The organism is Brucella pituitosa, assembly GCF_965577835.1.
GTDB classification, from domain to species: Bacteria; Pseudomonadota; Alphaproteobacteria; order Rhizobiales; family Rhizobiaceae; genus Brucella; species Brucella pituitosa.
The window spans coordinates 1,416,108-1,431,669 of the sequence record NZ_OZ264092.1 but is presented as its reverse complement, the minus strand read 5'-3'; the positions used below and the strand labels follow the sequence as shown (position 1 = coordinate 1,431,669).

The window sequence follows — 15,562 nt, the reverse complement described above, 5'->3', positions numbered from 1 at the left end:
CGACATGCATAAAATAACGAGTTTTTTGAAGAACAAGAAACGGAATCAAACGTCATGAACTGGATCACCAACTACGTTCGTCCAAAGATCAATTCGATGCTCGGACGTCGCGAGATGCCGGAAAATCTTTGGATCAAGGATCCATCGACCGGTGAAATGGTGTTCCATAAGGACCTTGAGAGCAATCAGTTTGTGATCCCCGGTTCAGGCCATCACATGCGCATCAAGGGCAAGGACCGTCTGCGTTTCTTCTTCGACAATGGCGAATACACGACGCTGGAAAGCCCAAAGGTTCCGGTCGACCCGCTGAAATTCCGTGATGAGAAGAAATATATCGACCGTCTGAAAGACTATCGTTCGCGCACCGGTATGGAAGACGCGATCATCAATGGTCTTGGCACGATTGAAGGTCTGCCGATTGTCGCAACCGTGCAGGATTTCGGTTTCATGGGCGGTTCGCTCGGCATGGGTGCCGGTGAAGCGATCATTCAGGCCTTCATGAAGGCTATTGAACTGAAGCGTCCACTGGTTTTGTTCGCAGCATCGGGTGGTGCGCGCATGCAGGAAGGCATTCTGTCGCTCATGCAGCTTCCGCGCACCACTGTTGCTGTGGAAATGCTCAAAGAAGCAGGCCTGCCTTATATCGTTGTTCTCACCAACCCGACCACGGGCGGTGTTACCGCTTCCTATGCTATGCTTGGCGATATTCACATTGCAGAACCGGGCGCATTGATCGGCTTTGCTGGTCCACGCGTGATCGAACAGACCATTCGCGAAAAGCTGCCAGAAGGCTTCCAGAGCGCTGAATATCTGATGGAGCATGGCATGGTCGACATGGTTTGCTCGCGCCTTGAGCTGAAGTCGACCATTGCAAGCCTGTTGAAAATCATGACCAGGCAGCCAGCCAATACCGATGTGCCTGCAACAGTGCCTGCACCAAAGAAGCCAGAAGCTGACAACAAGGCGGCATAATCGTGACAGGTAAAGCGGATGCCGTTATCGAACGGCTGATGCAATTGCATCCCAAAGGGTTTGATCTTTCATTAGACCGCATTCGCGGTCTGCTGGAAAAGCTCGGCAATCCGCACCTCAACCTGCCGCCTGTCATCCATATCGCCGGAACAAACGGCAAGGGATCGGCAACAGCCTTTTGCCGCGCGCTTCTGGAAGCGAGCGGCTTTGGTGTGCACGTCCATACCTCGCCGCATCTGGTCAACTGGCATGAGCGCTATCGTCTGGCCTCTAAGACAGGCGGCAAATTCGTTTCCGATGACGTTCTTGCAGAAGCCATCGAGCGCGTGGAAGCCGCCAATAGCGGTCAATACATCACGGTTTTCGAGATCCTCACCGCCGTTGCTTTTGTCCTGTTTTCAGAACATCCGGCCGATGTCGTGATCATGGAAGTAGGCCTCGGCGGTCGTTTTGATGCGACCAATGTCATACCCGAGCCAGCCGTATCGCTGATCATGCCGATTTCCATCGACCATCAGGCGTTTCTCGGCGACCGGGTTGAGCTGATTGCCGCCGAAAAGGCTGGCATTATCAAGAAAGACTGCCCGGTGGTCATCGGGTTCCAGCTTTTTGATGCAGCACGCGAAGTTCTGATTTCAACGGCTGACCGTCTGGATTGTCCTTTGTCGATCTACGGGCAGGATTTCCTCGCTTTTGAGGAACATGGTCGCATGGTCTTCCAGAACGAGGATGGATTGATCGACCTGCCATTACCGCGCCTGCCGGGTCGCCACCAGATCGCCAATGCGGCTGCAGCAATCGAAGCCGTGCAGATGGCCGGTTTCACCATTACCGACAAGGCTGCCGAAAAGGCGCTGATGGTGGTGGATTGGCCCGCACGCATGCAACGCCTCACCCATGGGACATTGATTGATCTTGCACCGGCGGCATCGGAAATCTGGCTCGATGGCGGGCATAATCCAGGTGCAGGTGCAGTGATCGCAGAAGCCCTTGGCGACCTTGAGGAACGCTCCACACGGCCTCTGTTCCTGATTACCGGCATGATCAACACCAAGGACCCTGTCGGCTATTTTGAAGCCTTTGCAGGCATGGCGCGTCACGTCTTTACCGTGCCGATCCCTTCAAGCGATGCGGGAATTCCCAACAATGAACTGGCGATCAGCGCACAGAAGGCTGGACTTTCGGCGGAGCCTGTTCATTCGGTTGCCAATGCGTTGAAAATCCTGCGCGACAGCTGGGCGCATGATGAAGCGCCGCCACGTATTCTTATTGGCGGCTCGCTGTATCTCGCCGGTGAAGTCCTGCGCGAGAATGGAACACCGCCTCAATAAAGCGGTGTTTTTTTATGCATTCGAGAATTAGCGATTATTCTCGCTTTTCCAGCCCTCAAACTTCTTTGCCCACTCATCCTTCGTGCAGGGGTAAAGCCCGATAATTCCGGCACCGTTTTTAACTTCTTCGAGAACAAAATCCTCAAAAACTTCCATTCCAACGCACTCATCGGCGATTTCTTCGCAAAGATGTGCTGGGATGACCATCACACCATCGGAATCGCCCACCAGCACGTCGCCGGGAAACACGGCTGCATCACCACAGGAAATTGGTACATTGATATCAACTGCTTCATGCAAGGTGAGGTTGGTGGGCGCCGATGCCTTGGCGCAATAAGCGGGCATGTCGAGTTCACCAATGCCCGTGACATCACGGAAGCCGCCGTCTGAAACAATACCCGCCGCACCACGTAAGGCCAGTCGCGTCACCAGAATGGAACCTGCTGTCGCCGCACGCGCATCCTTGCGCGCATCCATAACCAGCACCCAACCGGGTGGGCAGGTTTCAATCGCGACACGTTGTTTGTGATCGGGATTGCGGAAAACTGTAATGGGATTGCGGTCTTCGCGCGCCGGGATATAGCGCAGCGTAAAGGCCTGCCCCACCATGTTTTCCGGCTTGCGTGCCACCTGAAACGAGCCCTGAATGAACTGATTGCGCAGTCCGCGCTTGTATAGGGCTGTGGCAACCGATGCTGTTGAAACCTTTTTCAGTTTCGCGCGCGTTTCGTCGGGGAGGATATAGTCTGACATCTCGGTGCCTCTTAATAAATGACCGGCTCGTCGACCGGACGACCAAAATCAGTTTTCAGGAAATCGAAATCGCAGCCTTTGTCGGCTTGCTCGACATGCTTGGAAAAGACGAAGCCGTAGCCGCGCTCATATTTTGGCTCAGGCGTCTGCCATGCAGCGCGACGAGCAGCCAATTCATCTTCGGAAACGAGCATATTGAGGCTGCGCGCTGGAATATCGAGTTCAACCATATCGCCGGTTTTGAGCAAAGCCAGCGGCCCGCCGATAAAGGATTCCGGTGCAACATGGAGAACACAGGCACCAAAACTCGTCCCCGACATACGCGCGTCTGAAATCCGCACCATATCTCTGAGGCCGAGTTTCAGCAGTGCCTTCGGCATCGGGATCATACCCCATTCGGGCATACCGGGACCGCCTTGCGGGCCGGCATTGCGCAACACAAGCACGGTCTCGGGCGTCAAAGGATAATCGGGGTCGTCGATGATCTTTTTAAGTTCAGGATAACTATCCGCCACCAAAGCCGGACCCGTATGGCGATGAAATTTCGGATCGCAGGCCGCGGGCTTGATGACAGCGCCATCCGGACAGAGATTGCCTTTCAGAACGGCAAGCGAGCCTTCATGATAGACAGGCTTGGACAGGGGCCGGATAACGTCGTCATTGAAGACCTGCGCTTTTTCCAGCCCTTCCGTCAGCGGTTTTCCGGTGATGGTGATTGCTGATGGATCAAGCTTGTCACCGAGCTGTTTCATCAGCGCACGGATACCGCCTGCATAGTAGAAATCCTCCATCAGATAGGTCGAGCCCGATGGCCGGATATTGGCAATGACCGGCGTTGTGCGCCCAATCCGATCCAGATCATCAAGTTCGAGCGGCACGCCGGCGCGGCGCGCCATGGCAATCAGGTGAATGATCGCATTGGTCGAGCAGCCGGTTGCCATCGCGACAATGACGGAATTCTTCACCGCTGCGGGCGTGATGATCTGATCGGGTGTCAGGTCTTCCCAGACCATCTCGACGATGCGGCGGCCACATTGGGTCGACATACGCTGGTGATTGGCATCAGGAGCGGGAATGGAGGATGCCCCGGGCAATGTCAGCCCCATCGCCTCGGCAATAACCGTCATGGTGGAGGCCGTGCCCATGGTCATGCAATGGCCATAACTGCGCGCAATGCCGCCCTCTATCCCCTGCCATTCCTCCTTGCCGATGGTGCCTGCACGACGCTCATCCCAGAACTTGAACATATCTGTGCCTGATCCGAGCGTTTTGCCCGCGTAATTGCCACGCAGCATCGGACCGGCAGGCAAAAAGACAAACGGATAGCCAGCACTTGTGGCGCCCATGATGAGCGCGGGTGTGGTCTTGTCACAGCCGCCCATCAGCACAGCGCCGTCAACCGGATGCGAGCGTAAAAGCTCTTCCGTCTCCATGGCAAGCATGTTGCGGTAAAGCATGGTCGTGGGTTTGACATAGCTTTCAGATAGCGAGAGCGCCGGAAGCTCAAGCGGAAAGCCGCCAGCCTGCAGGATGCCGCGCTTCACCCATTCGACACGATCCTTGAAATGCGCGTGGCAAGGCTGGGCATCGGACCATGTATTGATGATGGCAATGATCGGCTTGCCTTCCCAGTCTGCCGGATCATAGCCCATCTGCATGGTTCGGGAACGATGCCCTGATGAACGCTGATCATCGGGCAACATCCAGCGTGCCGAACGCAGATCTTCATATGCTTTTCTGGTCATTTCAATGCCTTCCCGAAAACCGCCCTGCGTCCGTTGGAGCAAGAGCGCATGCTGAGAAAAAAGCGCCACCGGAGAGCGTTTCTCCGGGGCTTAAAATTGTCATGGCTGCATCCGCGCCGAGTTCTGGCCGATTGATGGCATCCGGCAGATGGCTGACGGGCTCTGCGCAAAAGGCGGCGCGGTCTTGCGGATTGAACACATGGAGATGGCGCAACGCGCCCTCACCTTTGAGCTTCAAACCCGTGTCTGTCTCAGGCCAACGAATGAATGCGTTCCGGCTTTCCCAGCCTGTGAAACAGCAATTGATCAAGGGCAATTGAGACAGCGGCGCCGCCTCGCCCGGTGTGAAACCTTCGACAGGCACAGTAAGACCTACCGGCAAGCCACGCGCATCAAGCTGTGGCGCGCCCTTTGCAGCAAACTCCAATGTGGCTTGCGCCGTTTTGGCAAACCACGGATGCAGGCCGATACCGAACGGCAATCGTGTCTGACCATTGTTGCGGATGCTTAGCGATATCCGAAAGCCGTCAGGCAAAATGCATAGTTCCTGCTCCAGCCGATAAGTGTAGGGGTGATCCTCACTTTCAACTTCATCGACCAGAACCGCCCGGTCCCCGCTTGACGACATGGCCTTCCAGCCACGTATCCGAGAAAAGCCGTGAATGGCCATTCCTTCATCCGGCGCATTGATGGGCAACTCAACAATCGCACCGTCAAAGGTGAAACACCCGCCATCGATGCGGTTGGCAAAAGGTGCCATCACGAAGCATCCCGCCTTCAAACCCGCTTCCGGCGTGGTCAGAGGCTCAAGCAAAGCAACCCATCCACCGTCAGGGTGATACCACTCAGCGGACAGCAGTGTTGCGCCATGCTGAGGGTCGATCCGCAACCGATAATCATGAGCGTCAAGTTCAAGCACCACTGGCTCAATCCTCACGCGAATAATCATGAGCTGTGAATGTGCCGCCCTGAAACTGCCGGGACACCGGATCGCCGGTTTCCGCCAGATCGCCAAAACGCGAAGCATCGTCCTGCGGCACATATCCGATGCGGGCGGCATCGTCGTTTTCCCACCAGCGCGAAGCATTGGCGGAAACACCCCAGACAACGGCAAAATCGGTTTCTGGTGCTTCAATTGCTGCAATCAAAAGCCGAACCAGATCATCATGTGAGAGCCACGTCGAGAGATGCCGCGCCTCTGTCGGTTCCGGCACACAAGAGCCGATACGCAGATGCACACTTTCGATGCCGTGCTTGTCGAACATCATTCGCCCAAGCAACTCGCCATAGGCTTTGGAAAGTCCGTAATAGCCATCGGGCCGAAATGGCTCATCCGTGCTCAGCATCTCGTCACGGGTGTAGAAACCAATCGTATGGTTGGAACTTGCAAAAATGACCCGCTGCTTTTCCGCTCTTGCTGCCTCGAAAACATGCGTCACACCGATCAGATTGGCTTTTGCAACCAGATCATAAGGTTGCTCAACACTGATACCGCCAAAGTGCAGGATCGTGTCCGTTCCACGCACCAGATCAGCAATTGCTGCCGCGTCAGTGAGGTCAGCCTGAATGAACTCGGCCCCCTCAGGCAATTCATCGGGAAACGGCGCAATGTCTGAAAGCCGAAGCCGATAGCCCGCTTGCGCCAGTCTTGGTGCCAGCATACGGCCCAGATTGCCGGACGCGCCGGTCAAGAGAAGTTTTTTCATCGGATCAAACTCCCTTCATTCTGGCGACTTTCGCGCCTGCAACGGGAGCCTTTGCCAGATGCACGCCGCCCGACTGCGGTCCATCCGGGTTTCCCAAGCGATGTGAGGTAATCGCAATAAGCGTGAGATCAGGCCCACAGAAGCAAGGCATTGTCGGCGCGGGGACAGGGGTTGGAACACGGTCCAGCAATGTGCCGTCACGATCAAAGCGGTTTAACACGCCAGCCGAAACACCAGCGCTCCAATAAGCGCCTTCTGCATCACAGGCCCCGCCATCGGGCCGACCGCTTTCTTCATCAAGCTCGCGAATGCGATTGCGATTGCTTATCAGTCCGGTTGCGACATCAAAATCATAACGGTCGATCCATGGCCCGCGAGAATCTGTGTGGAACATGGTCGCCCCGTCCGCAGTCCAGGCCAGACCGTTGGAAATCTCAAAACCTTCTGCCCTGATTTCGGCTTTGCCGTCAGCTGTCACACGATAGAGTTTTGAGATGGGTTCGCGTTGCGGACGTGCATCCATGCTACCGACCCAGAACGCGCCATCCGGCCCAACTTTGCCGTCATTAAGACGCGATGTTTCAGGTTCATCATACCCGTCCCAGATCGTCTGGCGCTCGTCAGTTTCCGGGTCAAACAGGATGATCTGACGGCTAAGCGAAATGACCAGCTTGCCGCTTTCTGCAAGCCCGAGGCACGGAACTTCTGATTCAAAAGTCCATTCGCGCAATGGCCCCTTATTCAGATCAATCTCATGGACCTTGCGTCCGTTGATATCGCAGGCAAAAAGCGTCCCACGGCGATCATCCCAAACAGGGCTTTCCATCAGTTGTCCGCGTAAATCGGCTATGCAGCGAAACGGTCCCATCATGCGGCTTTCGTGCTGCGACGGATGACATCGGGATGGTCGAGAACGAAGTCCGACAATTCAAGCCCCAGTCCCGCACCTTCGAACGGATAGATCACGCCCTTCTCAATCCTCGGCATCACCGTCACCAGATCACGATACCATGAGGTGTAATAGGCCCGCACAGATTCTTGAAAAATCGCATTGGGCGCATTCAGGGAAAGATGAATGGAGGCCGCGAAGACCACCGGCCCGGTGCAGTCATGCGGTGCGATGGGGCGCTGGAAGGCTTCGGCCATGGTGGCGATTTTCTTGGCTTCCGAAAGTCCGCCGCACCATGAAATGTCGAGCATCACATAATCGGTCGCGTCGGTGCGCAGTACTTCGAGAAACTGCGCGCGCGTTGCCATGGTTTCGCTCGCACAGACTGGAATGCCAGACTGTTGCGCATAGACCGCAAGCGATTGCGGATTCATCATCTTGATCGGGTCTTCCGACCAGAATGGCCGAAAGGCTTTCAGTTCGCGGGCGATAGCAAGCGCCGATGTCAAATCCCACATGGAATGAAATTCGACCATGATTTCCATTTTATCGCCAACCGCATCACGGATCTGGCGGAACGGAACCAAGGCCTTATCGAGATCGGTGGCATGAATGAAGTTGCCGCCACTGGCCACAGCATAGGGATCGAAGGGCCAGATTTTCATCGCAGTAATACCTTCCGACAGCAGGCTTTCAGCCAAGGCCCCGGCGTCGCGATGAAATGCCAGCTGATCCTCATACGGACCTTCCTTCGCATCATCCTGATCACCTATATAACGACGCGCACCGCTCTTATTATAGGTATAGCCCGCGCAGGTATTATAGGTGCGGATCGACGGACGCGAGAGACCGCCCAGCAACTGATGAATCGGCTGATTGGTCAGTTTTCCGAAAATATCCCACAGCGCGATGTCGATTGCGGAGGCCGCACGGATCTCCACGCCCGATGAACGGAAACCCACATAGGGTTCGAGCAAGAGCTTGGAGATACGATCAATCTCCAACGGGTTCTGCCCTACCAGTTGCGGTGCTATATCGCTGTGAATATAGGCTGCGACCGCATTTGCTCCGCGGAAAGTCTCGCCCAACCCAACGATCCCTTCATCTGTGTGGACGCGGACCCACAGGATGTTGTTGAGGTGCGGAAGCTGCACCGTTTCGATGGCCGTAATTTTCATCATGCACTCCGAGAAATGTTGGCCGCATCAATGGGCAGAAGGTTGACGATTGCGCGCCACGATCTGCGTCGGATTGACGAAGCGCAGCGCCAGCAACAGCCAGACCAGTGATGTAACCATGTAGATCACCGCCATGGCGTCGATGGATTGAACCGAACGCACACCGGCAGCAAAGACCGAATAATAAAGCGCCACGACCAATGTCTGTGATGTTGGCCCAGCCGTCAGGAAGGTCAGTTCGAACATGGCAACCGTGCGCACCAGGACAAGCAGCATGGCCGCCAGAATGCCCGGTGTCAGCATCGGCAAAAGCACATGCAGAAACAGTTTGAACGTGCCTGCGCCAAAGACTCGTGCTGCGGCTTCCACCTTGGGATCGATCTGCTCGATGAACGGCACCATCACCAGAATGACGAAGGGGACTGTCGGCACCAGATTGGCGAGAACCACACCCCAGAAAGTGCCACCGACACCAAACTTGTAAAGCACCGTTGCCAATGGGATACCGAAGGTGATCGGCGGCACAAGCAGTGGCAGAAGGAAGATCAGCAGCACAAACTTCTTGCCGGGGAAATCACGCCGCGCCATTGCATAAGCAGCCGTCACGCCCAGAAATCCGGACAGAATAACAACCGCAAAAACCACCTGAAATGTCACCAGCAGCACCTGATCGAGCTGGAATTCAGCCCAGGCGGCAGCATACCAGCGCGTCGTGAAACCATCTGGAAACCAGGTGCCAAGCCAGCGCGTACCGAAGCTTGAAACGACAACGGCAGTGATGACGGCCAGCACATTGAGGACGAAGAAACCCGTCACAAGCCAGACAACGGTGATCCAGAGTTTTGAAAGGACAGATGTATCGCGGATCATGGTCTATCCTTTCCCGCCAGCGGTCGAACCGCGATAAAAGAGTGAACGCACCCCAAGCAGCGCACCGACGACAAGCAGCTGCACCGCCGCCATAATCATGGCGATGGAAGACGCCATGGAGTCGTCATACTGCTCAAAGGCGGCCTGTGCTGCAGCAATGGAAATCACGCGTGTCGGTCCTGACGGTGCACCCAACAGCACAGCAGATGGAAACACAGCAAAAGCCTGCACGAAGGTGAGACACGACGCGACAACAAGGCCCGGCACCAGAAGCGGCAGCATGACATGACGGAAGCGCTGCCAGCTGTTTGCTCCATGCGTTGCAGCCGCCCGTTCAAGTGCGGGATCAATGCCGGTTATGTAGGACAGTGTAAGCAGGAACGTAAAAGGGAATACCGTGATCACCAGCGAGGCGAATACGCCCCAATAGTTGTTGGTGAGCTTGAGCGGATTCTCGATAAAGCCGATAGCGATCAGGCTGCGGCTGAACCAGCCCTGCGGCCCCAGATAATTCAGAAGCCCTTCGGCAATAAGCACTGTGCCCAATGTTACAGGCAGCACAAGGATTGTCGTCAGAAGGCGCTGCTTGCGCATCAGCCGAACGCGCATGGCGATTGGCACCGCAAGCAATATGCTGATCAGCGTGACCGGAATTGCCAGCCACAGCGTAGCTCCAATGGTCTTGTAAAGATAAGGATCGGAGAAGAACTTGCGGTAATTGGCCAGTGCTCCACCGCCATCCAGCGGATTGAACGACAGCACAAGACCGTACAAAAACGGATAGATGAAAACACCGATTACAAAGAGCAGTGCGGGCAGGATCAGCAGCGTGACACCATCGAAACCACGATTGGCAAGCCGCTGACGCAAACCGGGTTTGAGCGTTGCATCGGAAAAGCGTTTCTCCGCCATGGCTTAAGCCTCGCCTGCAAAGACCAGCGCGTGGTTCGCATCGATACCCAGCGTGATTTTCGCCCCGGGTCCAACCTCCTGTGGACCGTGAAAGACCATTTCCATGCCGGTTTCGGTGCGGGCAATACCGACATATTCGCGCCCGCGATATTCAATCGTCTCGACGGTCGCCTCGATCGTATTGCGACCCTTTTCGCCTGAAACCACATCGTCGCCGCGTGCCATCAGAACGGCATTGTCACCGGGTGCAAGCTGATCCATCGCGCGGCCGGTCAATTCACTGCCGGCAACGGCGATTGTGGCCTGACCATCTTCAACGCGCAGCACCTTGCCATGGAGCGCATTGCGGAAGCCCATGAAGGCTGCAACATCGAGATAACGCGGTTGCTCGTAAAGCTCGTGCGGTGTGCCAACCTGCCGGATTTCACCGTCGCGCAACACCACGATGCGGTCTGCCAGCGACAAAGCCTCATCCTGATCATGCGTGACATAGATGGTGGTGGAACCCAACTGGTTATGAATGCGCCGGATTTCAGCGCGCATTTCCAGTCGCAACTTTGCATCGAGATTTGAAAGCGGTTCGTCCATCAGCACCAGTGGCGGTTCGATGACGATAGCGCGCGCAATGGCAACACGCTGTTGCTGCCCGCCTGACAATTGGCCGGGAAGCTTTTCTTCCTGTCCCTGCAAACGCACCAGTGCAAGCGCTGCACGCGACCGTTTCTCGATCTCGCTTTTGGCAAGTCCGCGCATTTTCAGGCCAAAGCCGACATTTTGCAGGACATTCATATGGGGAAAGAGGGCGTAGTTCTGGAACACCATGCCAAAGCCGCGATCCTCGGGCTTCAACTGATCCACGCGCTTGTCATCGATATAGATGCCCCCGCCAGTCGTGCCCAAAAGACCTGCAATGCAATTGAGAGCCGTGGACTTTCCGCAGCCAGACGGACCGAGAAGAGCGATGAACTCGCCTTTGCCGATCGTGAGGTTAATCTCCCGCAGCGCGTTAAAAGTTCCAAATGAGCGGCTCATTCGGTCGAGCCGAAGTTCTTGAAAGGACATTGACGCAAGCACCGTAAATTGAGTGGTGTAATCTTAGGCGGCTAATGGCGGACCGATAGGATCCGCCATCGACGCTTTCGAGAAGCCTCAGCTGGCTGCGACGTCCTCGTCCCAGCGACGGAAGGCGGCAACCAGAGCTTCAGGCTCAAGCGGCAACTCAATCGGATTGTTTGCAATCCAGTCGGCATATTCAGGGCGACCGAATTCGGCGATCACTTGCTGACTTTCCTTGGGCGCCATCTCGATGGTGACGTCCTTCACCGCTGGTCCCGGATAGAAGTAGCCAGCGTCATAGGAATAGGCCTGCTGGTCCGGCTTGAGCGCGAATTTGATGAACTCCATCAAAACCGCGATCTTTTCTTCCGAAACACCCTTTGGAATTGCGAAATAATGCGCGTCGCAGACCCAATGGAAACCTTCAAGCTTGCTGACTGCCATTTCTTTCGGAACGACACCAAGCGCACGCGGATTGATATCCCAACCCGTTGTGGTCGCAGTCATATAGCGTGTGCCTTCGCCGAGCTCTTTCATCAGCGCGCCGGTTCCCGCCGGATAATATTCGATATTCTTGTGCAGTTCCTTGAGATAGGCCCAGGTCTTGTCCCAGCCCTTGACCGGATCTTTCGGATCGCTGTCACCGAGCAGATAAGGCAGACCCATCAGGAATGTACGCCCCGGACCGGAATTTGCCGGGCGGGCATAGATGAACTTGTTCGGGTTTTCCTTGGTCCAGGCAAGAAGCTCTTCCGCAGTTTTTGGCGGGGTCTTCACCTTATCTGGATGGTATTCGAGCAACGGGCCCGATGGGTAATAGGATACGACGACGCCCTTGCCCTTCGACATTTCCTGCATGCGCCAGGCTGGCTCAAGATAGACGTCCTGCAACTTTGGCAGACCATTGTCCGGAAGCGCGATGATATCGGTCCAGATATCGTCAGCGAGACCCGCAGAAAGAGCATCCGGGCCAACGATGACCATATCGATATCGATCCGGTTGGCGCGTTGCTGCGCCTTGATCTTGCCGGGAAGTTCTGGTGCCGGTGCTTTGTTAAAAGTAAAACGCGAAACAAGCGCTTTCTGTTCTGAAGCGAAGTTGTCGAAAATCGGCTGTGTCAGCGCAAGATTGCCAGCCGCGTCAATGACGTTCAATGCGACGGGCGATGATGGCAGCTTTGCCGATTGCGCCCATGCGACACCCTTTGGCAGCAAAAGCCCTGCGCCGGTCGCAAGCCCTGCGCCCGCCATGAATGTGCGGCGTGAAATTCCTTTGGTCATGTTCTCCTCCACTTTTTTGCTTGTCCAGCACGCACCGCTTCCTCCTGTCGGTACGTGCCGGTTTTCTAAACTATTGTTTTGACGCGCATCTTGCCCGAAAACCGCTTCACACTTTTCGGGATGCGCGAATGTCTTCAGACAATTGCATCAGTCTCCCAACCTGCAACAACCTTTTCGAGTGTCTTGCGGTCAGCCGTTTCGAGTTTCGGCAACCCCGGAAGCCGGACATCGCCGACAGCAAGGCCCTGAATTTGCAGTGCTTCCTTGACCACTGTGACGTTTGCACCATTGCGATATTTGGTTCGCATGGTTTCAAAATCGGCGATGCTTTCAACAACCTCGCGGGCGCGGGCGTAATCGCCAGCTTCCAGCGCATTCCAGACCGCCAGCGAGCGTTCCGGCGCGACATTGACAAGACCTGACGTAAAGCCACGACCACCAAGCGCGTAGAATGGCAGCGCCCAGCTTTCCGCGAGACCACAAATCCAGGTCGCGTCCGTCCCCTTGGTTGCGCGACAACATTCAAAGAACAGCATGGTATTTTGCGAGGCAAACTTGACGCCCGCGACTTTCGGATGCGTTGCCAGACGCACCATCTCGTCAAGCGGGATCAGATCGGAGCGGATATAGGCCACGATAGGCAGATCAATCGCTTCAGCAATTTCAATGAAGTAATCAACCTGCGCATGCGGCGCCGCAAAGGGATCAAGCGGGTGATGGATCATCACGCCATCGGCACCTTCGGCTTGTGCTGCTTTTGAAACCCTGATCGCATCACGGACAGAGCGACCGGCTGCGGCAGTCACTGCAGCCTTGCCATCTGCCGCCTTCACTGCGATAGCCTGCAAGCGGATCACCTCATCCACAGTCATGCTGTAGAACTCGCCCGTATTGCCGCCGGTGACGATATTATGCACACCTGCCCGGGCGATCCGCTCGACAATTTTCGCTGTCAGAGCAGCATCGATTTCACCATCTGTATTATAGGCAGTCGCATGCACGCCCGAGATGCCTCGCAGCACCCGGCGGTATTCCGCTAAATTCATAATACCCTCCCAGGTACTGGTCAGAAGACCAGTTCGATATGTGTATCCCCCGCCTTCACGATGTGCTCCCGCATCAACCGCTCGGCCAAATCACCGTTTCTTGCAGTAATCGCCTGCATGATTGCTTCATGCTCGCCAAACGATTGCCTGCGCACATCTTCGCGCGACAACACCGTCACACGAGCGGCATGGTCATACATGCGCTGCGCATTTTGCAGCCGCCGCAAATATTCGCATCCCGACGCCTCATGAATGGCATCATGAAATTTCTCATTGAGCTCGATCAGCGCATCCACATCACCGGATTCCACTGCCGCCCGCATTTCCTCAATAACTGCACGGAGAAATGCAAAAGCCTCTTCTCCGCCATGCTTTGCAGCCTGTCGTGCGATAATGCTTTCAAGTGCAGCACGCGCCAGCGTCATCTCTTCCGCCTGCCGCGCATTGAACGAAACGAATGTCCCGCGTCGCGCTTCCGTGCGGACCAGCCCCTCGCCTTCCAGCTGCCGCAGCGCTTCTTTCAAAGGGCTGGTGCTGATGCCGAGATCTGCCGCCAATTGCCGCTCGTTCAATCTGTCGCCGGATTTCAGACGCCCCGAAATAATCGCCTCCCGAAGATCGTCATGCACATGATCTCTGAGGCTCTTCACCTTGATCGGTGAAAATGGGGAAACGTTATCACGCAAGGGCGCACCTGACTGTCATCCGAAATTACCAGACGATCTTGGAACACATGACTTGATATGTCAACATCTGATGTATCAGACATCAGATGAGAGTATTTATGCCCCTTTGAAGAGAACCAGAAAGCGATAATGTTTTGAATTCGTTATGTTTTGCTCATTTCACGCTTTGAGCAGGCAAACCGAAAACCATGCCACTTGGAACAATCATAAAAAAACGGCTGCCATGAGCGGCAAACCATTTGCCATTCATGACAGCCATAGGAGACAGAAACGTTGCTGTTAGCGCGCCAGACCAGCTGATGTGAGATACTGTACCGACTGCTGGATTTTATTCTTGTCGCGCAGTTCGAGTATCAGGCGCGGATTGCTCTCAAGCTTCGACAAAGCGGCAAAGACAGCATGCCAGCAGATCGTGCCTTCGCCGATTGCCCAATGCCGGTCGGCGTGGCCGTCTGCATCCTGAAGATGCACATGCTCAAGACGATTGCCTGCGCGGCTGATGAAATAATCGACCGGATGCGCGCCCATGGAGCCATAGGCAAAATGCGCGTGGCCGGTGTCGACCGATACCGCGACCGACTTTGACTGGAAGCTATCGGCCAGAATGCGACGGGCATCGGGGTCGATATCTTCAATGTTTTCGATCACCAGCGTACAGCCGATTTCTTCTGCGCGTTTGACGACCAAAGCGAGTGTGTCATGGGCGTAATCGACGATATCCTGCGCACTTTCCGGCGAATTGTCGCGATTGTTGTTGAACCAGAAATTATAAGGGCTGTGCACGACCATCTGCGTTGCACCGATATATTCGCAGACTTCCAGACCCTTGAGATAACGCTCACGCACGATATTACGAATGTCTTCATCCGGGTTCGACATATTGAGCCCCCAGAAAGGGCCATGAATGCCGAGACGGCCCTTATAGCCATCCAGCAACGCCTTGATACGGTTTGCTGGCAGTTTCCAATCACCCTTCAACAGGCTGACATCAAAGAAATCCTGAATTTCCAGATCGCGATTTTCCGAAAGGATAAAGTCGAGATGGTTTTCGAGATATGACAATGGCACGGCTGCGCCAAGCAGCGGCAGATCAGACATGATATTCTTCCTGAGGTTGACCGAGTAAGGTTTGAGAGC

At 55.3% G+C, this 15,562-nt stretch carries 15 protein-coding genes; 2 read left to right on the top strand and 13 right to left on the bottom strand.

Annotated elements, in window-relative coordinates; all coding sequences use genetic code 11:
• Window positions 1–54 precede the first annotated feature (54 nt).
• On the top strand, window positions 55–972 hold the full coding sequence (gene accD / locus ACSME1_RS06895; RefSeq protein WP_024898396.1) for an acetyl-CoA carboxylase, carboxyltransferase subunit beta: 918 nt from the start codon (window positions 55–57) through the stop codon (window positions 970–972).
• A 38-nt stretch (window positions 973–1,010) separates the two neighbouring features.
• Window positions 1,011–2,303: a bifunctional folylpolyglutamate synthase/dihydrofolate synthase gene (locus ACSME1_RS06890; protein WP_181153613.1), complete on the top strand. Its 1,293-nt coding sequence runs from the start codon at window positions 1,011–1,013 to the stop codon at window positions 2,301–2,303.
• Between the two features lie 27 nt (window positions 2,304–2,330).
• Here the strand turns inward: ACSME1_RS06890 and ACSME1_RS06885 are convergent, their stop codons facing one another.
• The 13 genes from ACSME1_RS06885 to ACSME1_RS06825 all read right to left on the bottom strand — a co-directional run bounded on the left by ACSME1_RS06885 (window position 2,331) and on the right by ACSME1_RS06825 (window position 15,523).
• Window positions 2,331–3,056, bottom strand: a complete 726-nt coding sequence (locus ACSME1_RS06885) for a ribonuclease activity regulator RraA (RefSeq protein ID WP_105705568.1) — start codon at window positions 3,054–3,056, stop codon at window positions 2,331–2,333.
• Window positions 3,057–3,067: 11 nt separating this feature from the next.
• On the bottom strand, window positions 3,068–4,801 hold the full coding sequence (gene araD, locus ACSME1_RS06880) for an L-arabinonate dehydratase (RefSeq protein ID WP_105705570.1): 1,734 nt from the start codon (window positions 4,799–4,801) through the stop codon (window positions 3,068–3,070).
• Window position 4,802: 1 nt separating this feature from the next.
• Window positions 4,803–5,723, bottom strand: coding sequence for a hypothetical protein (locus tag ACSME1_RS06875; RefSeq protein ID WP_210202165.1), 921 nt, complete (start codon window positions 5,721–5,723; stop codon window positions 4,803–4,805).
• Between the two features lie 4 nt (window positions 5,724–5,727).
• Window positions 5,728–6,507, bottom strand: coding sequence for an NAD-dependent epimerase/dehydratase family protein (locus ACSME1_RS06870; RefSeq protein WP_024898401.1), 780 nt, complete (start codon window positions 6,505–6,507; stop codon window positions 5,728–5,730).
• A 4-nt stretch (window positions 6,508–6,511) separates the two neighbouring features.
• Window positions 6,512–7,378, bottom strand: coding sequence for an SMP-30/gluconolactonase/LRE family protein (locus ACSME1_RS06865; RefSeq protein WP_036567513.1), 867 nt, complete (start codon window positions 7,376–7,378; stop codon window positions 6,512–6,514).
• On the bottom strand, window positions 7,375–8,574 hold the full coding sequence (locus tag ACSME1_RS06860; protein WP_024898403.1) for a mandelate racemase/muconate lactonizing enzyme family protein: 1,200 nt from the start codon (window positions 8,572–8,574) through the stop codon (window positions 7,375–7,377). The genes ACSME1_RS06865 and ACSME1_RS06860 overlap by 4 nt, the downstream gene beginning before the upstream one ends.
• A 27-nt stretch (window positions 8,575–8,601) precedes the next feature.
• On the bottom strand, window positions 8,602–9,444 hold the full coding sequence (locus ACSME1_RS06855; protein ID WP_024898404.1) for an ABC transporter permease: 843 nt from the start codon (window positions 9,442–9,444) through the stop codon (window positions 8,602–8,604).
• A 3-nt stretch (window positions 9,445–9,447) separates the two neighbouring features.
• Window positions 9,448–10,356, bottom strand: coding sequence for an ABC transporter permease (locus tag ACSME1_RS06850; protein ID WP_024898405.1), 909 nt, complete (start codon window positions 10,354–10,356; stop codon window positions 9,448–9,450).
• Between the two features lie 3 nt (window positions 10,357–10,359).
• Window positions 10,360–11,418, bottom strand: coding sequence for an ABC transporter ATP-binding protein (locus ACSME1_RS06845; protein ID WP_036567515.1), 1,059 nt, complete (start codon window positions 11,416–11,418; stop codon window positions 10,360–10,362).
• An 87-nt stretch (window positions 11,419–11,505) separates the two neighbouring features.
• The gene (locus ACSME1_RS06840) at window positions 11,506–12,693 is read right to left on the bottom strand and encodes an extracellular solute-binding protein (RefSeq protein WP_024898407.1); all 1,188 of its coding nucleotides are present in this window, start codon (window positions 12,691–12,693) and stop codon (window positions 11,506–11,508) included.
• Window positions 12,694–12,827: 134 nt separating this feature from the next.
• The gene (locus ACSME1_RS06835; protein ID WP_100558396.1) at window positions 12,828–13,739 is read right to left on the bottom strand and encodes a dihydrodipicolinate synthase family protein; all 912 of its coding nucleotides are present in this window, start codon (window positions 13,737–13,739) and stop codon (window positions 12,828–12,830) included.
• A gap of 20 nt (window positions 13,740–13,759) precedes the next feature.
• Complete coding sequence (locus tag ACSME1_RS06830; protein ID WP_024898409.1) at window positions 13,760–14,368, bottom strand: GntR family transcriptional regulator; 609 nt, start codon at window positions 14,366–14,368, stop codon at window positions 13,760–13,762.
• Window positions 14,369–14,704: 336 nt separating this feature from the next.
• Window positions 14,705–15,523 (bottom strand): sugar phosphate isomerase/epimerase family protein, encoded by an 819-nt coding sequence (locus ACSME1_RS06825; protein WP_105705574.1) that lies wholly within the window; start codon window positions 15,521–15,523, stop codon window positions 14,705–14,707.
• Window positions 15,524–15,562: the final 39 nt, after the last annotated feature.